The 22,612-nt window shown below is 38.0% G+C and carries 22 protein-coding genes; 14 read left to right on the top strand and 8 right to left on the bottom strand.

Annotated elements, in window-relative coordinates; all coding sequences use genetic code 11:
• The first annotated feature begins 2 nt into the window (after window positions 1-2).
• The 6 genes from ybgC (at window position 3) to pal (ending at window position 4,966) form a co-directional block, all read left to right on the top strand.
• Complete coding sequence (gene ybgC / locus ACTJJG_RS06265; RefSeq protein ID WP_004699892.1) at window positions 3-410, top strand: tol-pal system-associated acyl-CoA thioesterase; 408 nt, start codon at window positions 3-5, stop codon at window positions 408-410.
• 24 nt (window positions 411-434) lie between these two features.
• A complete protein-coding gene (gene tolQ, locus ACTJJG_RS06260) occupies window positions 435-1,133 on the top strand; it encodes a protein TolQ (protein ID WP_016140259.1) in 699 nt (232 codons plus the stop codon).
• Window positions 1,133-1,585, top strand: coding sequence for a protein TolR (gene tolR, locus ACTJJG_RS06255; protein ID WP_005067772.1), 453 nt, complete (start codon window positions 1,133-1,135; stop codon window positions 1,583-1,585). The genes tolQ and tolR overlap by 1 nt, the downstream gene beginning before the upstream one ends.
• Before the next feature lie 3 nt (window positions 1,586-1,588).
• On the top strand, window positions 1,589-3,004 hold the full coding sequence (gene tolA / locus ACTJJG_RS06250) for a cell envelope integrity protein TolA (protein ID WP_032055189.1): 1,416 nt from the start codon (window positions 1,589-1,591) through the stop codon (window positions 3,002-3,004).
• A gap of 93 nt (window positions 3,005-3,097) precedes the next feature.
• Window positions 3,098-4,378, top strand: a complete 1,281-nt coding sequence (tolB, locus tag ACTJJG_RS06245; RefSeq protein WP_230445166.1) for a Tol-Pal system beta propeller repeat protein TolB — start codon at window positions 3,098-3,100, stop codon at window positions 4,376-4,378.
• Window positions 4,379-4,405: 27 nt separating this feature from the next.
• A complete protein-coding gene (gene pal, locus ACTJJG_RS06240) occupies window positions 4,406-4,966 on the top strand; it encodes a peptidoglycan-associated lipoprotein Pal (protein ID WP_032055187.1) in 561 nt (186 codons plus the stop codon).
• Between the two features lie 50 nt (window positions 4,967-5,016).
• Here pal and ACTJJG_RS06235 read toward each other — a convergent pair whose 3' ends face one another.
• Window positions 5,017-5,202 (bottom strand): NF038105 family protein, encoded by a 186-nt coding sequence (locus tag ACTJJG_RS06235; RefSeq protein ID WP_002118730.1) that lies wholly within the window; start codon window positions 5,200-5,202, stop codon window positions 5,017-5,019.
• 185 nt (window positions 5,203-5,387) lie between these two features.
• Here ACTJJG_RS06235 and ACTJJG_RS06230 point away from each other — a divergent pair, with 185 nt between their 5' ends.
• The 5 genes from ACTJJG_RS06230 (at window position 5,388) to ACTJJG_RS06210 (ending at window position 8,658) form a co-directional block, all read left to right on the top strand.
• Complete coding sequence (locus ACTJJG_RS06230; protein WP_017399238.1) at window positions 5,388-6,359, top strand: class 1 fructose-bisphosphatase; 972 nt, start codon at window positions 5,388-5,390, stop codon at window positions 6,357-6,359.
• A 59-nt stretch (window positions 6,360-6,418) separates the two neighbouring features.
• Window positions 6,419-7,195 (top strand): TrmH family RNA methyltransferase, encoded by a 777-nt coding sequence (locus ACTJJG_RS06225; protein ID WP_002118372.1) that lies wholly within the window; start codon window positions 6,419-6,421, stop codon window positions 7,193-7,195.
• Between the two features lie 159 nt (window positions 7,196-7,354).
• On the top strand, window positions 7,355-7,969 hold the full coding sequence (locus ACTJJG_RS06220) for an RNA polymerase sigma factor (protein ID WP_002118814.1): 615 nt from the start codon (window positions 7,355-7,357) through the stop codon (window positions 7,967-7,969).
• Entirely contained in the window at window positions 7,959-8,279 is a 321-nt protein-coding gene (locus tag ACTJJG_RS06215; RefSeq protein WP_002118556.1) for a hypothetical protein, read from the top strand. Before ACTJJG_RS06220 ends, ACTJJG_RS06215 begins: the two co-directional genes overlap by 11 nt.
• Window positions 8,269-8,658 carry a DUF3106 domain-containing protein gene (locus tag ACTJJG_RS06210; RefSeq protein WP_016140251.1) on the top strand — a complete coding sequence of 130 codons (390 nt, stop codon included), beginning with the start codon at window positions 8,269-8,271 and terminating at the stop codon, window positions 8,656-8,658. Before ACTJJG_RS06215 ends, ACTJJG_RS06210 begins: the two co-directional genes overlap by 11 nt.
• A 103-nt stretch (window positions 8,659-8,761) precedes the next feature.
• Here ACTJJG_RS06210 and ACTJJG_RS06205 read toward each other — a convergent pair whose 3' ends face one another.
• The 4 genes from ACTJJG_RS06205 to cxpE all read right to left on the bottom strand — a co-directional run bounded on the left by ACTJJG_RS06205 (window position 8,762) and on the right by cxpE (window position 15,294).
• Window positions 8,762-11,179: a CSLREA domain-containing protein gene (locus ACTJJG_RS06205; RefSeq protein WP_032055183.1), complete on the bottom strand. Its 2,418-nt coding sequence runs from the start codon at window positions 11,177-11,179 to the stop codon at window positions 8,762-8,764.
• A 14-nt stretch (window positions 11,180-11,193) separates the two neighbouring features.
• On the bottom strand, window positions 11,194-13,044 hold the full coding sequence (gene rbtA, locus ACTJJG_RS06200; RefSeq protein ID WP_032055181.1) for a rhombotarget A: 1,851 nt from the start codon (window positions 13,042-13,044) through the stop codon (window positions 11,194-11,196).
• A 337-nt stretch (window positions 13,045-13,381) separates the two neighbouring features.
• Entirely contained in the window at window positions 13,382-14,080 is a 699-nt protein-coding gene (hda, locus tag ACTJJG_RS06195) for a DnaA regulatory inactivator Hda (RefSeq protein ID WP_002118656.1), read from the bottom strand.
• Window positions 14,081-14,100: 20 nt separating this feature from the next.
• Window positions 14,101-15,294, bottom strand: a complete 1,194-nt coding sequence (gene cxpE, locus ACTJJG_RS06190; protein ID WP_002118385.1) for a chloramphenicol efflux transporter CxpE — start codon at window positions 15,292-15,294, stop codon at window positions 14,101-14,103.
• Between the two features lie 135 nt (window positions 15,295-15,429).
• Between cxpE and purM the strand changes: the two genes are divergently transcribed.
• Complete coding sequence (purM, locus tag ACTJJG_RS06185; protein ID WP_032055177.1) at window positions 15,430-16,500, top strand: phosphoribosylformylglycinamidine cyclo-ligase; 1,071 nt, start codon at window positions 15,430-15,432, stop codon at window positions 16,498-16,500.
• Complete coding sequence (gene purN / locus ACTJJG_RS06180) at window positions 16,497-17,126, top strand: phosphoribosylglycinamide formyltransferase (protein ID WP_032055175.1); 630 nt, start codon at window positions 16,497-16,499, stop codon at window positions 17,124-17,126. Before purM ends, purN begins: the two co-directional genes overlap by 4 nt.
• A 75-nt stretch (window positions 17,127-17,201) precedes the next feature.
• Here purN and ACTJJG_RS06175 read toward each other — a convergent pair whose 3' ends face one another.
• On the bottom strand, window positions 17,202-18,002 hold the full coding sequence (locus ACTJJG_RS06175) for an alpha/beta fold hydrolase (protein ID WP_017385815.1): 801 nt from the start codon (window positions 18,000-18,002) through the stop codon (window positions 17,202-17,204).
• Between the two features lie 23 nt (window positions 18,003-18,025).
• On the bottom strand, window positions 18,026-19,042 hold the full coding sequence (gene sppA / locus ACTJJG_RS06170; protein ID WP_032055172.1) for a signal peptide peptidase SppA: 1,017 nt from the start codon (window positions 19,040-19,042) through the stop codon (window positions 18,026-18,028).
• 133 nt (window positions 19,043-19,175) lie between these two features.
• Between sppA and ACTJJG_RS06165 the strand changes: the two genes are divergently transcribed.
• Complete coding sequence (locus tag ACTJJG_RS06165) at window positions 19,176-20,159, top strand: lysophospholipid acyltransferase family protein (RefSeq protein ID WP_080612814.1); 984 nt, start codon at window positions 19,176-19,178, stop codon at window positions 20,157-20,159.
• Here ACTJJG_RS06165 and ACTJJG_RS06160 read toward each other — a convergent pair.
• Window positions 20,112-22,544, bottom strand: coding sequence for a DNA internalization-related competence protein ComEC/Rec2 (locus ACTJJG_RS06160; RefSeq protein WP_372552555.1), 2,433 nt, complete (start codon window positions 22,542-22,544; stop codon window positions 20,112-20,114). The two genes, ACTJJG_RS06165 and ACTJJG_RS06160, sit on opposite strands and share 48 nt — an antisense overlap.
• Window positions 22,545-22,612: the final 68 nt, after the last annotated feature.

Raw genomic sequence — 22,612 nt, 5'->3', positions numbered from 1 at the left:
TCATGGCGAATCATTTTGAATTCAACATTCGTGTTTATATTGAAGATACGGACGCAGGTGGTATTGTTTACCATGCCAACCATATTCGCTATATGGAACGTACCCGTACTGAATGGCTCCGTGCTTCTGGCGTTGATCATTACTGGCATCAAAAAGACTACAACTTTGTCGTACACAAAATTGACGTAAAATACATGCGTCCTATTTTAATGGATGATTTAATTACTGTTACAGCACGTGTAGTTTCATGTAAAGCTGCGTCATTTGTGTTGCAACAAAATATTTATCGTGGTGAAATCTTGCTTGCTTCTGGCGAGGTTGAGTTGGCATGTTTAAGTAAAGAACTTGTAGCTCGTCGTCTTCCAGAAGAAATACGTGATCTTATTCGTAAAGAATTGGAACAAGACTAAAAAAACAACCGGCATATGTAACCTATGGCAACAAACATTGAATCAACCCTGCATATTTCTGACCTTATTTTACAAGCAAGTCCAGTCGTTCAGTTGGTCATGCTAATTTTATTGTTAGCATCGATCTTTAGTTGGTATCTGATTGCCAAGTTACATATGAGTTATAAAAAAGCACATCAAGACGATGAACATTTCCAAAAAATGTTCTGGTCTGGTGCCGAACTCAATACGCTTTATAACAATGCTCAACTCAACTCAAAGCGCTCTGGGCTTGAAGATATTTTTTATCAAGGGTTGAGCGAATTTTTTAAACTTAAAAAGCGTCAGGCTCCTGTTTCACAAACAATTGAAGGCACTGAACGTATTTTGCGTGTAGGTTTGAGTCGTGATCAGAGCCATTTAGAATACGGCTTAGGTACTTTAGCAAGTATCGGTTCTGTAGCACCGTACATCGGTCTATTCGGTACTGTTTGGGGTATTATGAATGCCTTTATCGGTTTAGCTGCGGTTGATCAGGTAACTCTAGCAACTGTTGCACCGGGTATTGCCGAAGCACTTATTGCAACTGCAATTGGTTTGTTTGCCGCAATTCCTGCTGTATTAGCTTTTAACCATTTCACTGCTAAAAGTGAAAGTGTTTATTCTGATCGCGCTTTATTTGCTGAAGAGATGATTGCTTTATTGCAACGTCAATCTGTGGGTTCATCACAGGAAGATGCATAATGGCAATTCAGCGTTCAGGGCGCTTTGAGCGCATAAAAAAACCATTAAAAAGTGATATGAACGTCGTACCTTATATTGACGTTATGCTCGTGCTTTTGGTTATTTTTATGGTAACTGCCCCTATGATTACCAGTGGTATCAAGGTTGATTTACCTCAAGCAAATAACCATCCAATTGAATCAAAAGATATGCCAGCCATGGTAACAATTGGCAAAGATGGCAATATTTATCTTCAGTATGAAGATTACAAAGATAATGAACCATTATCTCGTGAAAAACTTGAAGAAGTTTTAAGCGATGCTCAAAAACAAGCTGAACAAGAAAACAAACAACTCACAGTTTTAGTCAATGGTGATAAGTCTCGTCCTTATGGAGAAGTCGTATCATTGATGGCGAGTTTACAAGAAGCAGGTTTAACTCAAGTTGGCCTTCTGACAGAGCCTTTAAAATAAGCTATGAACAAAAATCAAAAGCCGCCCTTTAAACAAAATGCGATTGCATTGAGCTTTACACTCGGAGTTCATGCAATTGCCATTGTTGGCTTGCTTTTTTTAGGCTTGAGTAAACCACCTGAACAGCCAAAAAAGCTAACAACTATTTTAGTTAAGCCAGAAGATTTGCCTCCTCCTTTAGCAAAAGAAGTTGAACAAGAGACTACAGCTACCAATGAAGCAAAAGAGGTATTAGCCCCTATTGTGGATGAAACGCTTCCTCAAAATCTTCCGACTACGCCTCCTCCTCCAACAGCTCAACAACTTGCCGCCCAACAGCAAAAGGCTGAACAGGCACAACAAGCTAAGTTAGCTGAGCAAAAACGTAAAGCTGAAGAAGCTGCAAAAGCTAAACAAGCAGCAGCGGAACAGCAACGTAAAGAGGAAATACAAAAACAGCAGGCTGAAGCTAAAGCAAAATCAGAAGCTGAACAAAAGCGTAAGGCCGAACAAACGGCAAAAGCTCAAGCAGATGCCAAAGCTAAACAAGAGCAAAGTGAAGCTCGTAAAGCTGCTGAAGACGCTAAACGTAAAGCTGAGGCTGATGCAAAATTAAAACGTGAAGCTCAAAAGGCCGAAAACGCTAAGCTTCAAGCACAACAAGAGGCTAAGCGAAAAGCTGAGGCCGATGCGAAAGCCAAGCATGAACAAAGTGAAGCCCGTAAAGCTGCCGATGACGCTAAACGAAAAGTTGAAGCTGCTGCTAAAGCTAAACAGCAAAAAGCTAATGACGATGCTAAACGTAAAGCTGAAGCAGATGCTAAAGCTAAGCAACAAAAAGCTGAGGAAGCTAAACGCAAAGCTGAGGCCGATGCAAAAGCTAAGCAACAAAAAGCCAATGACGAGGCTAAACGTAAAGCTGAGGCCGATGCAAAAGCTAAACAGCAAAAAGCTGATGATGCTAAACGTAAAGCTGAGGCCGATACGAAAGCCAAACAGCAAAAGGCTGCTGACGATGCTAAACGCAAAGCTGAGGCTGATGCTAAAGCCAAGCAAAAAGCTGCTGACGATGCTAAGCGTAAAGCTGAAGCAGAGGCCGAAGCCAAAGCTGCATCTGCTCAAAAAGCACAAGAAGAGGCAGCTCAAAAGAAAGCTGAAGCTAAAAAGGTTGCTTCTTCAGCTAGACGCGATTTTGAGCAAAAAATTCGACGCTCTTGGGATGTTCCAACTGGCAGTAGTGGTAAAACAGTTGGTGTTCGTTTTACCCTCTCCGATTCGGGAAGCGTTAATTCTATTGTGATCACCCGTTCAAGCGGTGACGATGCTTTAGACGCAAGTATTAAAGCTGCAATTCAAGCCGCAGCGCCATATCCTATGCCATCAGATCCAGATGCAAGACGTGAAGCAAGAAGTGTTAGCTCTACATTTAGAGCGCAATAATTTTGAAAGAGTTACATGCTTTAAATAGTTTAAGGCATGTAACTATGCTACAAAATCAACAGTCACAAAAATACCTGCTATGACTTTAAACTTATGAATACGAGCCGCAAACACCTGCTATCTTTAGCACTGATCACTGCCTTAAGCCCTATTGCTTCTACCACTGCTTTTGCCCAGTTATATCTGGAAATTGCCAAAGCACCAGATCAGGCACCCAAAATTGCTATTGTCCCATTTACAAACGACAATGGGTTCTATCCTATTGTTGAAACAGACTTAAACCGTTCTGGGCGCTTTACAAGCTCATCTAAAAACTTACCTGCCAATGCTGCAATTAATCAGATTCAAGCTTCTGACTGGCAAGCCGCGGGTATTCCATATGTAGTTACTGGTCAAATTAAACAAACAGCGACAGGTTTTGAAGTTCACTACCAACTTTATGATGTACAAAAGCAACAATACATTTTAAATGAACTTTTAAATGTACCAGCTGCTCGCATACGTCAGGCTGGTCATATGGTAAGTGATGCTATTTATCAAGCGCTTACTGGCATTCCTGGTGACTTTAGCGGCCGTATTGCATATGTACTAAGAAACCCTGCAACACCTGCCGAGCGTTATACACTACAAATTGCAGATACGGATGGTGAACAACCAAAGACTGTTTTATCGTCTCGTGATCCAATTCTTTCTCCGGCATGGACACCAGATGCTAAAAAAATTGCTTATGTTTCTTTTGAAACTAAACGTCCAGCAATTTATTTACAGGATTTATCAACTGGAACACGTGAAGTTCTTACTAGTTTCAGAGGTCTAAACGGCGCACCAAGTTTCTCACCAGATGGCCAATCAATGCTGTTTACAGCATCTATGAATGGCAACCCTGAAATCTATCAAATGGATTTATCAACTCGCCAAGTCAAACGCATGACAAATGACTCGGCAATTGATACCGAAGCACGTTACACACCAGATGGAAAATCCTTTATTTTCACTTCTGACCGTGGTGGCTCTGCCCAAATTTATCGTTATACCTTTGCTGATGGCTCAGTAAAACGTCTAACGTTTAAAGGGTCATTTAATGCACGTGGAACTCTGAGTGCAGATGGCAAAAAGATTGCACTTGTTCATCGCCCAAGTGGCAGCAGTTATAAAGTTGCAATTCAAGACATTAATACTGGCATCACCAATATTCTTACCCCAACTAGTTTAGATGAATCACCAAGTTTCTCACCAAATGGGCAAATGGTGGTCTACGCAACTCGTGAAGGCAACCGTGGCTTGTTGTCTATTATGTCTACTGATGGACGTTTCCGTATGAATTTACCAAGCGAACAAGGTGAAGTACGTGAACCAGCCTGGGCACCAAAATAACTTTTAATTCCATTGACGGAGATGATCATGAAATCAATCAAATATTTAGCTCTACCCTTTCTTAGCGTAGCACTCGTAATGACAGGCTGTGCTAGCCGTAAACCTGCAGCGACTACCACAACTGGTACAAATCCAAGTACGGTAAACACTTCTGGTTTAAGTGAAGATGCTGCATTAAATGCTCAAAATTTGGCAGGCGCTTCATCTAAAGGTGTAACTGAATCAAATAAAGCGGCTTTGGCTAAACGGGTTGTTCACTTTGATTATGACAGCAGCGATTTATCTACTGAAGACTACCAAACACTTCAAGCTCACGCTCAGTTCCTTATCGCAAATGCAAATTCAAAAGTTGCATTAACAGGCCATACAGATGAACGTGGTACACGTGAATACAACATGGCTTTAGGTGAGCGTCGTGCTAAAGCTGTACAAAGCTATTTAATTACCAATGGTGTAAACCCGCAGCAACTTGAAGCTGTAAGTTATGGTAAAGAAGCTCCTGTTAATGCGGGACATGATGAATCAGCGTGGAAAGAAAATCGCCGCGTTGAGATTAATTACGAAGCAGTCCCTCCTTTATTAAAATAAGGGATATGCATAAAAAAACGCTCATAATAATATGAGCGTTTTTTTATTACTTAAGAAGATTTCTTTTCTTCTTCAGGATGTTGCATGGACTCAATCAAATCATGCTTATTAAAATCTTTATATTCAGGTTTTGCCTCATAATCTTTCCAAGCTTCCTGAACATTTTCTTTCGAAATTTCATCTAGATTGATTGGTTCACCTGCTGTGGGGGTCGCATCAAACTTCTTTGTTGTCATTTCGATTCTCCTAAAAATATACAATCCTTTGTAATGCAATCAACATACCATTTTAATTGGGGCTTGTAAGCATAAATCCAACACAAATAAAGTAAGATAATTTTTATTTTGTGACATTCTCATCTAGAATATGCCACGTATTTATCTGACTCATTTTGATGCTTGAAGCACAGGAGCGTTTTTTTATGTCCAACCTCACTTTGTCCCAATTTTTACAACAACAAAAAGGGAATCTAACACCTGAGTTGGCTCAAGTCATCGATACTATTGCCACGACCTGTAAAACAATCGACCAAGCATTACAAAAAGGTGCTCTGGCTGGTATTTTAGGTAGTGCTGGCAATGAAAATGTTCAGGGTGAAACACAGAAAAAACTTGATGTGATTTCGAATGACTACTTAATTGATGCTTTAAAAGTACACCCGCATGTAGGCGGTCTCGCTTCTGAAGAGCTTGATGAGTTCACACCTGCACAAGAAAATGGTAAATACCTCGTTTTATTTGATCCATTAGATGGCTCAAGCAATATCGATATCAATATGTGTGTAGGCACGATTTTCTCTATTTTGCCTGCAAAAAATGCCGTAACACAAGCAAACGATTTCATGCAAGCTGGTACACAGCAAGTTGCTGCTGGTTATGTACTTTATGGCCCATCAACTATGATGGCTTTAACGGTTGGAAATGGCGTAGCATTCTTTACTTTAGATCCAGAAACTCAAACATTCTTGCTGACGAATGAGAATGTACAGGTTGCAGCAGATACTCAAGAATTCGCTATTAACGCATCTAACCAGCGTCATTGGGAACAACCCGTAAAACAATATATTGATGAATTACTCGCGGGCAAGACATCTGTTCGTGAAAAAGATTTCAATATGCGCTGGGTCGCATGTATGGTTGGCGATATTCACCGTATCTTATGTCGTAGTGGTATTTTCCTTTACCCATACGACTTAAAAGATCCGAAAAAAGCAGGTCGTTTACGTTTAATGTATGAAGCAAACCCAATGAGTATGCTCATTGAACAAGCAGGTGGTGCATCAACTACTGGCCGTGTACGCATTCTAGAGATTGAACCTACAGAACTTCACCAACGTGTACCTGTAATTATCGGTTCTAAAAATGAAGTTGAACGCGTAACAAGCTACCACTAATAATTTTAATTACTTAGGGCATCATAGTATGATGGTGCCCTTTTGTTGGATATTTTCTTATGGCGGTTATTTTTTTAGAATCAAAAGACAATGCAAAAATTAAACATTTGCGTGGATTAATCGAACTCAGTAACGCCCGAAAAAAGCACCAACAAACCGTTCTTGAAGGCACACATCTTTGTTTGGCGTGGTTACAACAGCAAAAAAAGATTTTTTCTTTATTTACCACAGAACAAGCATTAGAACACGAAGATTTAAAGAAAATAACAGAACTACATCAAGGCCATATCTTTGTTATTAGTGAAGTTTTATATAGAGATTTGAGCACATTAGGTACAAGCTTACCTTGTTTAGCGATTATTGATTTACCTAAAACTGCATCAACTATCGACTACAATGTAGACACCTTAATTCTAGAAAATATTCAAGATCCGGGTAACGTAGGTACACTTCTACGTTCAGCAGCAGCAGCAAATATTAAACAAATCATTTGCACACAAGGCTCTGCATCACTTTGGTCACCACGAGTTTTAAGAGCAGGTATGGGCGCTCATTTTAGCTTACATTGTTTTGAAAACTTCCAGCTGACAGATATCCTTCCAAAATTTCAAATCCCGGTTTTTGTTACTAGCTCTCATCGCTCAACCAGTCTTTACTCAAAAGACCTATCTAAACCGTGTGTGTGGATTTTAGGAAATGAAGGTCAAGGTGCAAGCGATTACGCGTTAGATCACGCACAATCAGTGACTATTCCTCAACCGGGTGGACAAGAGTCATTAAACGTGGCAATTGCAGGATCTATTTGTTTTTTTGAGATGGTTCGCCAACGCCAATAAAACGTTAATTTATTTTACATCGCACATATTTGTGAAAAAAATCAATTACACTAGTAAAAAATAACCGATTGTTGTCAACCTCCCACCTCTTTTCAACGTTATATAAGAGATATATTGAAGATAAGGTGGGTATGTCCAATGACAGGATTTTCCATCTCCATGGATTTAGCACCGAAAAAGTCTCGATCGGAAACATCTAGTGCTCATGCCAGCACGGCTGAGCAACGCCTGAAAGTTTTCATGCAAGATGTTACTGGTCGTGCTTTGGTAATGATGGAGAGTGCTACCCAAGGTCAACAAGGTATTGCGATGGATTTGGTTCAAGAAGCATTTATTGCTTTACACAAATCTTATGCCGATAAAAGTACTGAAGAATGGTATCCCCTGTTCTACACTATTTTGAATAACAAACTTCAAGATTGGCGCCGCAAAGAAGCTCGTAGAGCAAACCCATTTTCATTCTTCAAAAAAGTTAGTCTGGATAATGACGACGACGAAGTTATCGATGTAGTTGATGAAAAAGCTATTAATCCTGCAGATTTTCTCGATCAAGCAGTAACGATAGAGGAAATTCGGGAAGCAATTGAAAAACTACCTGTTCGTCAACAACAGGCATTTATGTTACGTGCGTGGGAAGGGTTTGACACCCATACAACAGCTCAGATCATGAACTGTACCGAAGGTAGTGTGAAAACCCATTATCACCGAGCAATTCAGGGACTTAGAGAATACTTGGCACATTTAAATCCCTTGGGAGGTTCTGATGAATCATGATGATTTCACTAAAAAGGTGACATCCAAACTTGATAGTTTGGCAGATCACCATAAAAATAAAACAGTGGTCATGAATCATGTGCTTGACCATATTCAACAAAAACCAGCCTCTTATTATAGTGTCTGGAAAATGACTGGTTTCGCACTTGCCGCAGCAATTACAGGTTTTGTGATTCTGCCTAACTCAGTCGAAATTGTGGATAAGCCACAAAATCAAGTGATCGTAAATCCTAAATTATCTCCACAAATGGTGGAAGATTTAGAGATGTTAATGGTGTTGGGTGAGGATAAAGTACAACATGGCAGCTAAAAAATTAGCACTTATCCTGTGTTCATTAAGTTTCTTGCAGACAAGTTTTGCAGGTTTTGAACGCTTTTGGATTTTTTCTAAAGATGCCAATGCACAAGTCGATGACACATGGGATGCTCTTTCTGAAGAAGAGCAACGTGCAGTCATTAAACGTTACCAGAGTTTAAAAGAGTTACCAGCAAATCAGAGCAATAACTTACAGCAACGCATGGACTGGTTTACTCAACTTCCTGAAGCTGAAAAACAAAAAATGCGTGAAGCATGGCAAAAAATGAGTACGCAAGAGCGTAAAGACTTACGTGAACGGATGCTTAAAGCGAATGGTGAAGAAAGAACAGCGATTCGTGAAGAATACATGAACAAGTATTTAGAACACTAAGTTCTTATTTGGCTATCAAAGATAAGGCATCTAATCACTTAATTATTTTGATTTTATTTCTTATAAAAAGCCTCCAATTGGAGGCTTTTTTTATTCTTTGAGTTTATTTACGATAGCGTCTATAAGCTGCTAAACCAAGTAACGATGCTAAAGATAAAATTCCCAAGCTGCCACCACCGCCTCCACTATTACCACCTCCAGCAGTAGTATTACTACTCACTAAACTGATAGTACCTGCATTTGAAATTTTATTATCAGCATCATATACGTAATAAGTTAATGTATCATTGAAGTTATTAAAACTATTTTTAGCTTGAATATAAATATTACCACCATAACAAGTATTATCCTTATCTTCACCTGGACAAGGGCCTTCTCTATCTGCCTTAACTACTGTAAAAATTCCATCTTTTGAAGTTTTACTTGGCAAATATATAGGCAAGTCTGCAAACTGAGGTTTATTAGGCTTTGTAATAAGTGTATTAGCTGGACCATCTCCATCATCATTTGCGTATTTAAGTAAATTTAATGGAATTATTTCATTTGCTAAATATTGGAATACAACTTTACTATCACTTGCTACAGGTGCAACATTATCAAATCGTGCTTCTAAAAGACCAGATGATTGAGTAGAACCATCTTTACTACTAATCGTATATTTACAATAGTTGTAGTCACCAGCTTGAGTAGTAATATCATCCGATCGATAGAATATAATTTGCTGTAAAGCACTATTCCACTCACAAAAAAGTTTATCGTCTTTTTCCGTGCTTGCAACTTTGTCATCTATCAATCCTGTTCCAACAGATTCAAGATTAATATTATAGTCCGTACTATTAAAAAACTTTAGAAGATGGCTACTATCTTCATTTGGCAAAGGTAAGCCATTTGCCTTCAAATCAATATAGATCGCTCGGTATTTTGCATTTGCTTTAGTTTGATCAAGAAGATTTTTATAATTTGCCAAATCTATTTTTAAGACATTCCACAAATATGAATAAAGTGGATTAGTGAGATTTTTTTCTGCAGTATCATACTGGGTTTGGTATCCCTCAAGTAAAGTAGTGAGAGAGCTGTTGCCTAAACCTCTTAAATCACCAGCAGTTAATTTCATTAGTTCTACTGAACCTATATCACAGCTATTACGAGCAATGTTATCGGGCTGATAATATAGTTTATTAGTTGGGAGTCGAGCTAAACCACGTTGATCTATATCAGCGCATATAGCTTTACCCTCAGGGTCTACATCTATTAAATCTTCTTTTCCAGCAGCTACCAATGGAAAATAAAGTGGTAAAAAACCAGTTACTGCTGCAGCTTTTTCATGGCGCTCAAGTAAAGAGTTAAATGGAAAACCTGAAATATCAATTGTCTTATTAGCTGACGAAAGTACCTCTGTTGGTAAATCACATTTATCAGTATTATTACTTAAATTTAGTGCATTAAAAGATAATCTAAGACCTGAGTTCTTCAAATCAGCTGCTGAGCCTGCTAAATATCGACAAGCATATCCAACTGGATTGTATCCAATTATATTAAAATTCAATTCTTTCCCACCTAAACTGTCATATAGGAAAGTTGTATGTGCGTTATTTTCAACAATAGTGTTATTTTGTAGCTTTAAACTACTTCCACCACTTAAAATAGTTGATGGATTTGTTGTATTACTAGGAATCGCATCTCCTGTAAATTTTAAAATAACCCCATTTACAGTGCTGGCAATATTTTGAGCAATTGTATTAATTGTAAAAGTAGCTTTCGGCTCGCCACAAAATTCAAATGTACTAGCAGAATTGCTCGAACCATTCTTGATAATACTTGAGGATGTAAGAGTAACCTCTCGTTTGGCATACTCAGTACCATTTTTACAACTCATAGCTAACACGCTACCAGTACTTGCTTGATTGCCTTGCAAGAGGGAATGAGTTATTGATAAATTTACTCCGCTACCACCAAGAAAAACAGCTCCACCTTTTGGAGCTTGAGAGTTTAAAATTTGAGAATTTAATAATGTAACATTACCACCCGCATAAATAGCCCCACCTTGATTTGAAGCTATACCATTTTCTATAATAATATTTTGCAGGAATAGAGCTTTTTGATTTTCCGCTGTGTTAAATATACGCGACTTGCCCGCAGCATTAATACGTGTTTTAAGTTCTGGTAGAGCAGGATAGTCATTTGTTAAAACATTCTTTTCTGACCAAATTTTATCTTCTTCACGTTCACCATAGCCATAAATAGAAATATTAGCATTGGGCACCAATTCTTTATTTAAAGTATAAGTTCCAGCTTTTAACTGAATTACCTGATCAGTATCGAGGCTAAATACAGTACACCCATAAGCGGATTTACGAGTTTCTGCAACTTTAATAGCTTCTCTTAATGAACATGCGTTCGTATTTTCACCATCTTCATCAGCAAAAGTTGTGACCTCAATTCTTTTATTTGTGGTATCAGCAAAAAGTGGCATATTTGCAAGCACAGCTAACGCTAACAATGCCTTTTTATAATTTTTCATAGTCTCATCCCTGATTATGACTTGAAACGGCGTAAAGCAATTAAACCTAATAAACTTAAAATAAAGGCCCCACCAACACTACCTCCACCTCCGGTACTGACAGATTTGTCTTCAATTCCAGATAAAGGATCCTGAACAATTCTTGTCGGGATAGTGATATATTGAAACTCTACGCCTTCATTAAATCGAGACACACTCGTAACAACCTGAATACTAAAAATATCCGCGCCATGCCAGTTCCCATTTGGTGTATAAATTACATTTCCATTTTGATCTAAAGTTATATTGCCTTTAGAAACTGGTGTGTCTGTACTTTGTTTAATTCTAAGGCATCCTGGTTGCCATTCTTTTCCATCAGCTCGCTCGCCAAACAATCGCTTACACGTAGCTGGAGTCACTAAATCTGCTTCACTTAGAGAACCAAGAATATTAAATTTTGCAACTTGGCCATATCTAATATCTTGACCTACTGAGGATATCTCAGTATCTAAAATATATTCAATCGCTCCAAGATCACATAGCTCATCATAACCGCTACGTTTTTTCCCACGTTGATCAACACTTTCACAGCTTGCTAATCCGACTGAAGTGCCGTCACTATATAAACGACCTTTATTAATAATTAAGGAGTCAGCTAAAGTATTATAACTTTCTAAAAGTCGAGGCTTAAAAAAACCTAAAAAACTATCTTTAGGAGTGTTAAAAGGACAAAATAAACCTTCTTTCGCTGTTACATCGCATACTCCCTCATCTGTACTACCTGCTATTAATTTTTCATTAGCAGGATAAAGAATATTAGGGAGCTTAGAGGTCGCATTTCTATTACATTCTGTTGTCACCAAATTACTTTGTATAATTGCTTTATCGGCACTAGTAGCCTGGCAGTTGATCGTATTTCCAACTAAAACACTATTTGAAATAGAAGCATTACCTTGGGGAGCATCTAGAAATAATCCTTTATCATTTTTAATCATCGTAATGTTATTAACAAACATCCCATCTTGAACATTTGCAATAAAACCTACTTTATTATGAAAAAAAGTACTGTTACTCAGACCGGTAGAACGCTGGCTTAAATATCCCCCTGTACTTTCATCATCAAATTTATTTGCACTGAAGAAAAGTGATCCAGCAGCAGAACTAACTTCATTGTCTCGAATCACAGACTGCGTGATCAAATACAAAGGCTGCTCACTATAAATTACTCCACCTTGTGTTGCTTTATTATTTTGAATAAGAGTATTGGTAATTGTGACGAACCCATAGGTCTGGCCACTTTTCGTGACCAATCCTCTATTATAAATTGCTCCCCCTTGAGCTGCGTATCCATCAATTAAACGAGAGTTTTGAATTTTCAATATTTCATGATTATCAATCAAACCACCAGTGACGGCTTTAAATTTTAAACCCGCACCTTGTAAATTAAGATCAGTTAGCGAAACAGAAATTGATGCTTTTTCAATACTTTCATCATCAATTTTAAATAACTGATCAGTACCAATCATTTTTATTGTAGCGTTATGCGAACCTGGTTGATCGGTATCAACTAGCGTAGAATCATTTTTAGCAGTACTAATTGTCAGAGGAGCTGTTATCTTTATTTTTTCATTAAGTGTGTACTCTTTATCTCTTTGCAAAATAATATTATTTGAGTCACCACTAGCACAGCCACGATAACCATCTTTTACAGACGCAACAACCTTAGAATCGCTTGAATTAAGTTTATTTAAAAGTTCGACAGCCTCGCGTAATGAACAGACCGTGTTATCGACGTCTTCATCAGTTGTAGTTGTGACTTGAATATCGGCAGAATAAGCGTGTCCAGCAGCAGCCAATAAAGCAAAAGCAATGCTCCGTTTGAGCATACCCATCTCCTTACATCTTTTTTCATTTTTCTTTGTCAATATTGCAAAATTTCCGCTTTTGCAATCGCATCCTTTGTGCGTACTTTGTCACAGGAAGTAGAATTTCTCAAGACATTTTGGTCGGTCTGTAGAGTCATTTTTGAGCTAGATTACAAAAAGCTTCGTAGACCTAAAAAAGTTTTTTAAATACAAAAAATTGTCGTATTAAAAAATTAAAAAAGAATTTATAAGTTATAAATATAGCTTTTCTGAAATGAAAAAAACTTATGTAGGGAAAGCCATTTTTTAAATTGTATGAGTTTAATTTAAGCAAAACAGCAAATTTAAGCTAGAAACTCTACTGTTGATACTCATCAATCAAAGCATAAATTTGTCTTAAAGTCGCATTAGAAAGTTTTGTTTTTTCACCTTTGAGTAGTTTTTCTAACTGAGCAACAGTTTGCAGTAAAAGAGATGCTTGGTGAGGACCATGTAATAATAAGTAATCAACAATTTGTTGGTCAAAGTGAATACCCCGTCTAGCCATTACAGATGTCACCAAGGCATAGCGGTCTGCATATAGACTTCCACTTGGCACTTTTACACTAACGGCTTGTGTAAGTCGTGATTGTAGGTCTGGTAATTCCAGCTTTAATTCAATCGGTGCTACACGCGACGAAAACACCAGTTGTCCTTCGTGATTATTCATTAAATGAAAAACAGCTTTCTGCCAGTGAGGCACACCACTAATCGATTCAATATCATCCAAAGCAACAAGATCATAATGTTCTAAAGAGGTAATTGCCTCAATAGGTGCATCAAGCAGTTCGAGCAAAGATACTTTAATAGCAGATTTGCCTATTTCTAAATAAGAATCACAAATTGCAGAAAGTAAATGACTCTTCCCCGTCCCCGCTCCACCGTAAATATAGAACCTACTCACCAGACCAGCATGTAGTTGACGCACGGCATCGACTACATGCCCCCAACCCGGTCCCGAAAAATCACTGATTCGGGCATCAAGTTGAGGTTCTATATCCAGTTGGAGTTGACGCATATATTGAATTAACCTTGAAATTATTTCTGGTTAGGAGATTTTAGTTCATCTGTATCTTGCTGTGTTTTAACTTCAAGATCAAGCTTAGTGCTTTCGGTTTGTACATGAATTTGCTCAATATCGCCATGTTGGATCACTAATGTAGATGGTGGAGCATAAAGTGAGCTTCTTTCGTAATTCTCTCTTAAATGCTTCAACAACACTACAATAACCGCAGCAACAGGCAATGCAATTAACATTCCCAAGAAGCCTGCAAGTTGTGCACCTGCCAATACTGCAAAAACAACTGCTACAGGAGATAAGCCAATTTTATCACCCAGTAGGAATGGCTGTAAGATATAGCCTTCTACCGCTTGACCAATCATAAAGACGATACCAACCAGTAATAGATGCATCCAATCCAAGCCAAACTGGAACAGGCTAGCAATAACAGCGGCAATAATACCTACGGCAAAACCTAAATAAGGAATAATACTAGCAAGTCCTGCCACCATACCAATAATAAGACCAACTTCCAAACCGATGAGTTGTAAACCAACTGCATATACTACGCCAAGCAATAGCATGACCAGAAACTGACCTTTAACAAATGCCCCTAAAACGCTATGGCATTCACCAACGATCTGTAAAGTAGTTGCTTCATATGGACGTGGAATGAGACGACGTAAGTTTTGTAACATACGTTCCCAATCAAGCAAGAAATAGAAAGCAATAATTGGAATTAAAACAACTGTTCCACCAATCTGAATAAAATTCAAACCAGATTGAGCCAGTTTTAATAACACTGCCTGAATGCTGTCTGCGCTATAGTTTGTTTGGACATATTCCATGACAGCTTTAGACAACTGCTCTGTGTCAATTTCCATTTGCTGGACATTAAATGTTGAAGACACCCAAGGTAAAAAGGTAGCGTTAATCCAGTGAATACCTGCTGGAATACTATCTCGGGCATAAACTAATTGTTTCCAAATCAGTGGAACTAAATACCAGAGTGCAATAGTTAAGGTTACACCTATTCCGACGAATACCACGCTAATTGCTAACCAGCGAGGCAATTTCATTTTTACCAGCACATCAACAAGTGGACTGAATAAATAAGCCAGGAAAAAAGCACCGATAAAAGGAATGACTACAGGCTTGAGTAAGTACAACACCCATACCAGCAATACAATACCTGCGAGTAAAAAAATACGGCGCAGTATACGATCTTGCATAAAATCTAGCCTTTTTTGATTTAATCGTTATAAATGAAAAAATATTTTTATTAAAGATAGCATTTTCGAGCATAAATAACATAAGAGTTTCGTATATTCAGGTTATAATCTGCCGCCAATGCGGAGACTTCATTTATGAGCAACTCAACTTCTACCCCAAATACCGGTTTAAGCTACAAAGATGCGGGTGTCGACATTGAAGCGGGCGACGCACTGGTCGATCGTATCAAGTCAGTCGCTAAACGTACAAGTCGTCCTGAAGTAATGGGCGGGCTTGGTGGCTTTGGTGCACTATGCAAAATTCCTAAAGGTTATGAAGAGCCTGTTTTAGTTTCTGGAACCGATGGTGTAGGAACTAAATTACGTTTGGCCCTTAATCTCAATCGTCATGACACAATCGGCCAAGACCTTGTGGCTATGTGCGTAAACGACCTTTTAGTTTGTGGCGCAGAACCATTATTCTTCCTTGATTATTACGCGACTGGTCACTTAAATGTTGACGTTGCTGCAAATGTTGTTACTGGTATTGGTAAAGGTTGTGAGCTTGCAGGTTGCGCACTTGTAGGTGGTGAAACCGCGGAAATGCCAGGCATGTACGAAGGTGAAGATTACGATCTTGCTGGTTTTGCAGTTGGTGTTGTTGAGCAAAGCAAAATTATTGATGGCTCTAAAGTAAAGTCTGGTGACGTACTTATCGGTGTTGCATCAAGTGGTGCTCACTCGAATGGTTACTCATTACTACGTAAAATTTTAGACGTTAAAAACGTTGATTTAACTCAAACGATTGATGGTCGTCCTCTTGCTGATGTAACAATGGAACCAACTCGTATTTATGTAAAACCGGTTCTTGAACTCTGCAAACAAGTTGATGTTCATGCTATGGCACACATTACTGGTGGTGGTTTACCAGGTAACTTACCTCGTGTATTACCAAATGGTGCACAAGCAGTTATTGATGAATCTTCTTGGGAATGGCCTGAATTGTTCCAACTTCTACAACGCGAAGGCAATGTAGAACGCTTTGAAATGTACCGTACGTTTAACTGTGGCGTAGGTATGGTTATTGCTGTTGATGCAAATGATGCTGAAAAAACAATTGAAGTACTTAATGCTCAAGGTGAAAAAGCTTGGAAAATTGGATATATCCAAGAAAATGCTGAGTCAGTGGAAGGTGCAGACGAAAAAATTCGTGTGATCTTTGCATGATAAAAATTGCTGTTCTAGTCTCTGGGAATGGCAGTAATTTACAGGCCTTGATAGATGCAAATCTATCAGGGCAAATTGTAGGTGTACTGTCTAATAAAGCAGATGCTTATGCCCTAGAGCGTGCTCAAAAAGCCAATATTGCTACCGCTGTTATCTCCCATAAAGACTTTCCAACGCGCGAAGTTTTTGATGAGGCAATGCATCAGCAACTCTTAGCTTGGGAAGTAGATGTAGTTATTTTAGCTGGCTTCATGCGTATCTTAACATCCACCTTTGTCAACAAATGGCAAGGGAAAATGCTGAATATACATCCCTCGCTTCTTCCAGCTTACAAAGGTGTGAATACTCATCAACGTGTTTTAAACACAGGTGATCGTTTGCATGGTTGTACCGTACACTTTGTAACTGCTGAACTGGATTCTGGTCAATCTATTGCCCAATCAGCTATATCAGTTCAAGAACATGATACTGCCGCTTCATTAGCAGATCGAGTGCACACACTTGAGCACTTTATCTACCCACAAGTTGCAGAGTGGCTGTGTAACGGTCAACTTACATGGAAAGATGGGCAAGCCTATTTCCGTAATCAAGTTCTAAAAGACCCTATTCGTTTTGCAAGTTGGTAAAGTATTTTACTAGCAAACAAAAATAAAAAAGGACATGCTGGCATGTCCTTTTTTATAAGCTTTAAATTAATTTAATTAATGATGAATCAATTTCTTTATAGAATTTACTGTATCAATAGGATGCTCTAGAGGGAACATATGGCCCCCTTCAACCACAGTAAATGGGATTCCCATTTTTCGCTTTGCCATTTGAGGAAAGCCTCTTTTTAAGAAGTCACTTCCTTTACCCACAACTAAATGCACAGGCATCTTAGGTTTTGGCATAGGCAGCCACCACCAAGAAGGATTTTTACGGAAAATTGCAACTTCATCTTCACGAGAAATCGTTAAAGTTACTCCACCGCGAATCGAATCTTCTTTCAAAGCATAATCAATGTAAGCCTGAAAACAATCTTCATCAAAATCTTTATAAAATCCTTTAGGACGAAGTAACTCAGCAGCCTGCTCTCTCGACTCCCAGTGTTCACGACGACGTGCAGATAAGCCCGCCGGTGTCATCGCATCAACCAATTTAGGACGAAATAATTTTGCCATATGAAAAGCAAATGAATATCGCCCTAAAATAAGAGGCGGATCTAACATAATGACTTGAGAAAACAGTTCAGGACGTCGAAAAGATGCCATTAATGTTAAAACCGAACCAAGAGAATGGCCTAATCCGATGACTTTACGTCCTTTCGCCTGACGCACAATACTATCAATAACTTGATCAACCAAAGCAGGCCAATGGTTAGTCACAGGATAACGTTTGTCAGGACCAATGAGTGGAACATAAATTACGTCATACTCATCTTTTAATTGATCAAACAATTTTTGATACACCATAGATGGCACACCATTAGCATGCGCAAAGTGTATAACCGGTTTTACTGACATACCGTTATCCTAAAAATACAGATTTATTGTAATTTTGCGCTTTGACTAGTCTGCACCTCTTGAGCAATAGATTCACTTACTCCTTGCCCGATTTGTGCCCCCATACGGCCCAAAATGGATTGTAGTGGGTTACGCTCAATTGTGTAGTCAACTTTATTATCAAGGTTTAGTTCACGCATCAAGCTCGTAATATTACCTGAACGGTCAGCAACACCTAATTGAATTGCTTGTTCACCTGTCCAGAATAAGCCAGAAAAAATAGCTGGATCATTCGATTTTAAACGCTTACCACGGCCTTCTTTCACTGCGGTAATAAAGTGAGTATGAACATTATCAAGAACAGATTGAATATGTTGCTTTTGAGCAGGATCAATCGGTTTTGTCATACTTAAAATGTCTTTATTCGTTCCGGCAGTTAAAGTGCGGTCTTCAATACCGAGCTTCTGAGCTAAACCAGTAATGCCATAGTTAGGCATGATCACACCAATTGAGCCCACTAAACTTGATGGGTTGACAATAATCTCATCCGCAGCAGAAGCGATATAGTACGCACCCGATGCCCCCATATCACCAATAACGGCATAAACTTTCTTATCAGGGTGCTGTTTTTTCAAATAACGAATTTCCTGCCAGATTTCATCAGACTGAACTGGAGAACCGCCAGGTGAGTTAATGTTAAGTGCAACAGCCTTACTATTTGAGGCTTCAAAAGCACGTTTAAGCGCTTTATTCGTATCTTCACTATTTACCGCTTGATTACTCGAAGCATCAATCGTTCCAATAATATCCACCACTGCCAAATGAGTACTACTGCTACTTACAGCAGAGCCTTCTTTGCTGGTTGAACAGCCTTTGCCCATGAGTACAATAATGAATAGTAAATAAATAAAAGTTAATGTTTTAAAGAAGATACCCCAACGACGACTACGGCGTTGCTCTTCTACTGAAGCGAGTACAGCCTTCTCAAGAATTTGCCATTCTGGTCCATTTTGTTTAGGGATTATAGGTTCATTTTGTGGTTTTGGTGGCCAATCGGACATAAAATTCCAATCCAAATCAATCTAAAATGATGTCATTATATACGTTGATTTGATAAAAACTGTCTAAATTATATGATTTCATTTATAATATTTTTATCTTTTTTTACTTGTTGCCTCCTTTTTACCGCGATAGATGACCAAACTAGATGTAAAAAGCATGAACTATTACTTACTCAAAACTTTTAGCCGTCAACCCATTCAATTTGGACGTTTTATTGCCCGTATGTTGGCAGGGTTAGTCAATACTTTAAAAATTACTAGAACATCAAAAAGTATAGAACTTAACTTACAAATTGCACTTCCCCACTTAACACCACAGCAACGAATAGATATTACACAACAAGCTATTCGTAACGAGTTAACCTCATACTTCGAGTTTTTAAGTATTTGGGGCTCATCAAATAGTAAGAATATTTCACGTATTCACCATATTGAGGGTGAACATTACTTTCATGAAGCACTAGCAGCAAAAAAAGGTGTGGTATTGATTGTTCCACATTTTGGTACATGGGAAATCATGAATGCTTGGTGTGCCCAGTTCACTTCTATGACTATTTTATACAAGCCTGTAAAAAATGAAGATGCAGACCGTTTTGTTCGAGAAGCACGTAGCCGTGAACAAGCCAACTTGGTACCTACCGATGAGACTGGTGTTCGACAAATTTTTAAAGCACTCAAACAAGGCGAAACCACTGTAATTTTACCCGACCATACACCTAATGTTGGTGGGGATATGATCAATTATTTTGGTGTACCACTTGCCTCAAGTAATTTAAGCGCCAAGCTCATCCAAAAAACAAAAGCCAAAGCATTATTTCTTTATGCGATTCGTAATGAACACAACGGTTTTACGATGCATATTGAACCTATGGATGAGAAGATTTACGAAGGTAGTGCCGATGATGGAACTTTTGTTATTCATCAAGCCATTGAACAACTGATCCAGCACTATCCAGAACACTATCACTGGAGTTATAAACGTTTTAAAGCAAATCCCGCTTTAGATAATATTTACAATATTGATCCGAATGAAGCACTTCAAATTGTAGATAGACTTAAAGCAGAAGCTTCACAAATTCCTGTGAAGCCAAGTACGCTCGAGACGTCGAGTGTATAAAACCATCTCTTGATTGCGAGATACAAAGCTCAATGTTCCTTGCTCAACTGTGCTTTTAAATGGAATATTAAGCTCTTGTATTCTCGCTAAAACCTCTTTGCTTGGATGACCATAACGATTATTAAAGCCAGCAGAAGCAACAACAAGCTTGGGGTTTAACGTCGCTAAGAAGTCGTAAGCTGAACTATGTTTACTTCCATGATGACCTAATACCAGAACATCTACCTTGAAATCAGGATATTCTTTCATGAGTTGATATTCTGCTTCCCACCCTGCATCACCCATAATTAAATAATTTTGATAGCCATTTATCTGTTTTAAATGAATATAAACCACACAAGAATATTGATTTTGATTTGAAGAAACTAAGTTTAAATCTTTTTCTTTAGGCCAAAGGATTTCAATATCTAATTGTGGATATTGCCATTTTTGACCTTGATGACAATAGGTAAATGATTCTTTAATTTGCTCTGTCCATCGTTCATTTGATATGACTTGTTTAATAGGAAAAGCCTGAGCGATTGAAGGAAATGCTCCGCTATGATCTTGATCAAGATGAGACAGTACGACGTGATCCAGTTGTTTAATTCCCTTTTGACGTAAATATGGAATCACCACATTTTGACCAATACTAAAAGCTTTCTCATCATAAGACCCACCCGTATCGATGAGCCATGTCTGCTGCGGGTGCTGCAAGAAAATAGCTTGCCCCTGTCCTACGTCTATAATATTTAATTGAACTTGCTGGGACGACTTATCTGGAATGATCAAGGGTAAACAGCATATTAGCCCCCAAGATTTTGGTAAAACCCCACGCGGTAAAAATAAGATAATAATAACGAAGCTAAGGCAAACTAAAGCAAGTGGTGTCAGGCTAAAACCTTGTAATGGTAGAGATAACTTTTCTAAAAGATTAAAACATGACAGTACTATACTAATCAGGACGTCATTAATTTGAAAAAGTAAATTTCCGAATGATTTAAAAATAAGCCATACACAAGCTGCAAAAATATTTAAAGGAACAATCACTCCTCCGAGTAAAGGAACTGCAATAATATTTGTAAAAGGAGCAACCCATGAAATCTGTTGAAAGAAAATCAGCATTAAGGGACATAAGGCAATAAATATTTTGCCTTGAGATTCAATTAAAATTTTACTGAAAAGAATGATTCTAGATAACAGACTAGTTGAAACAACATTTGGAGCTTGCTCTATAGTTTGATAAATCCGTAATAAAATAAAGCAAGAACCATAAGACAGCCAAAAACCTGCGGATAAAACACTGAAGGGATCGAAAAGTAAAAGTAGACTTGCACTATAAACCAAGAGTGAAAATGGTTTAACAGGCACTTTAATCAATACCAAAGAAGCAAATAAAAATACTGAGAGTAAAGTTCTTAAGGCAGGAATTTCAAAACCAACAAATGCCGTATAAATCAAAACACCAAAACATAATGGAATCATGGTCCAAATTTGTTTAGGTTGACGCAAATAAAGCTGCGGATAATAACGTCTTATTAATTGATGTAATACCCAAGACAACATGATAGCAAAAATGAGTACATGAGGCCCTGAAATGGCTAACAAATGAGAGATTCCTAATTCCTTAAATTGATTTTTAATCTCATCATTTAAGAGACTTTCGTCCCCTGTTAACAAAGCTAATAACAGACCCTTATTTTGCAAAGGAGATTGTTTTAACATTAATCTAAATGTTAGGCGCAACTTTTCTACATTTAACTTTTGTCTGTTAAAGAATTTTTGTTGCTCTTTTAAATGATGTTGATAACCCAACTGATAAATTTCATCAGAGCTTAAAGGCTCAATATGCTGAACACTAAAACCGGACATTATATTTCGTTGAATGAACCACTGTTCTTGGTCAAAAACACCAGCCACTGCGTAACTATGAGCAGGTTTGGTTTTGCCAGAAATTCGATAATAATGACCTAATTTTAATTTTGGCTCATCTATGGCCGAGTTTACTTTTTGATTTTTTAAATATAATAGCCAATTGACGGGATGTAAGGACTGCCCTAATACCTGAACGGGTTGCTGTGTCTTATCTTCTTTTTCTTCACTTATACGGTCGACATACACAATAATATCTAAAGATTTAGGCTGCATTTGTCGCAGTTCTAATCTTTCATTTAAGGCATACTGAGCATATTGATGTCCTATAGTAAAAAAACTAATAGCGCAGACTAAACAGTAAATGGTTTTTAATATGGGGCGATTTAAGAAAATATTTCTCTTAAAAATATAAAAAATAAAGCCCATAACAAGCAAAACTTTACCTAACCACCCATATTGCATTATTAAAGGGATATCTATCCCCATAAATGCAATACCCCCAATCCACCCCATTAAAATAAGTTTTAACATTCAAGGTCATATCATTATCTTTTTAGGGGCAAAATTAAAGCCCAACTAAGTGGGCTTTAACAATGTGA

It is taken from the genome of Acinetobacter sp. 22512, from assembly GCF_052044755.1.
Lineage (GTDB): Bacteria > Pseudomonadota > Gammaproteobacteria > Pseudomonadales > Moraxellaceae > Acinetobacter > Acinetobacter pittii.
The sequence above is the reverse complement of the archived record's forward strand: the minus strand, read 5'-3'. Positions and strand labels throughout refer to the sequence as shown.

Bases quoted from the DNA above. Each gene is read 5' to 3' on its own strand.
- pal (WP_032055187.1), top strand. From the start codon at position 4,406: ATGAAATCAATCAAATATTTAGCTCTACCCTTTCTTAGCGTAGCACTC.
- cxpE (WP_002118385.1), bottom strand. From the start codon at position 15,294: ATGCAAGATCGTATACTGCGCCGTATTTTTTTACTCGCAGGTATTGTA.
- ACTJJG_RS06165 (WP_080612814.1), top strand. From the start codon at position 19,176: ATGACCAAACTAGATGTAAAAAGCATGAACTATTACTTACTCAAAACT.
- ACTJJG_RS06235 (WP_002118730.1), bottom strand. From the start codon at position 5,202: ATGACAACAAAGAAGTTTGATGCGACCCCCACAGCAGGTGAACCAATC.
- tolR (WP_005067772.1), top strand. From the start codon at position 1,133: ATGGCAATTCAGCGTTCAGGGCGCTTTGAGCGCATAAAAAAACCATTA.
- tolQ (WP_016140259.1), top strand. From the start codon at position 435: ATGGCAACAAACATTGAATCAACCCTGCATATTTCTGACCTTATTTTA.
- ACTJJG_RS06230 (WP_017399238.1), top strand. From the start codon at position 5,388: ATGTCCAACCTCACTTTGTCCCAATTTTTACAACAACAAAAAGGGAAT.
- ACTJJG_RS06220 (WP_002118814.1), top strand. From the start codon at position 7,355: ATGGATTTAGCACCGAAAAAGTCTCGATCGGAAACATCTAGTGCTCAT.
- ACTJJG_RS06210 (WP_016140251.1), top strand. From the start codon at position 8,269: ATGGCAGCTAAAAAATTAGCACTTATCCTGTGTTCATTAAGTTTCTTG.
- rbtA (WP_032055181.1), bottom strand. From the start codon at position 13,044: ATGCTCAAACGGAGCATTGCTTTTGCTTTATTGGCTGCTGCTGGACAC.
- purN (WP_032055175.1), top strand. From the start codon at position 16,497: ATGATAAAAATTGCTGTTCTAGTCTCTGGGAATGGCAGTAATTTACAG.
- sppA (WP_032055172.1), bottom strand. From the start codon at position 19,042: ATGTCCGATTGGCCACCAAAACCACAAAATGAACCTATAATCCCTAAA.
- ACTJJG_RS06225 (WP_002118372.1), top strand. From the start codon at position 6,419: ATGGCGGTTATTTTTTTAGAATCAAAAGACAATGCAAAAATTAAACAT.
- ybgC (WP_004699892.1), top strand. From the start codon at position 3: ATGGCGAATCATTTTGAATTCAACATTCGTGTTTATATTGAAGATACG.
- hda (WP_002118656.1), bottom strand. From the start codon at position 14,080: ATGCGTCAACTCCAACTGGATATAGAACCTCAACTTGATGCCCGAATC.
- ACTJJG_RS06175 (WP_017385815.1), bottom strand. From the start codon at position 18,002: ATGTCAGTAAAACCGGTTATACACTTTGCGCATGCTAATGGTGTGCCA.
- ACTJJG_RS06160 (WP_372552555.1), bottom strand. From the start codon at position 22,544: ATGTTAAAACTTATTTTAATGGGGTGGATTGGGGGTATTGCATTTATG.
- ACTJJG_RS06205 (WP_032055183.1), bottom strand. From the start codon at position 11,179: ATGAAAAATTATAAAAAGGCATTGTTAGCGTTAGCTGTGCTTGCAAAT.
- tolB (WP_230445166.1), top strand. From the start codon at position 3,098: ATGAATACGAGCCGCAAACACCTGCTATCTTTAGCACTGATCACTGCC.
- ACTJJG_RS06215 (WP_002118556.1), top strand. From the start codon at position 7,959: ATGAATCATGATGATTTCACTAAAAAGGTGACATCCAAACTTGATAGT.
- purM (WP_032055177.1), top strand. From the start codon at position 15,430: ATGAGCAACTCAACTTCTACCCCAAATACCGGTTTAAGCTACAAAGAT.
- tolA (WP_032055189.1), top strand. From the start codon at position 1,589: ATGAACAAAAATCAAAAGCCGCCCTTTAAACAAAATGCGATTGCATTG.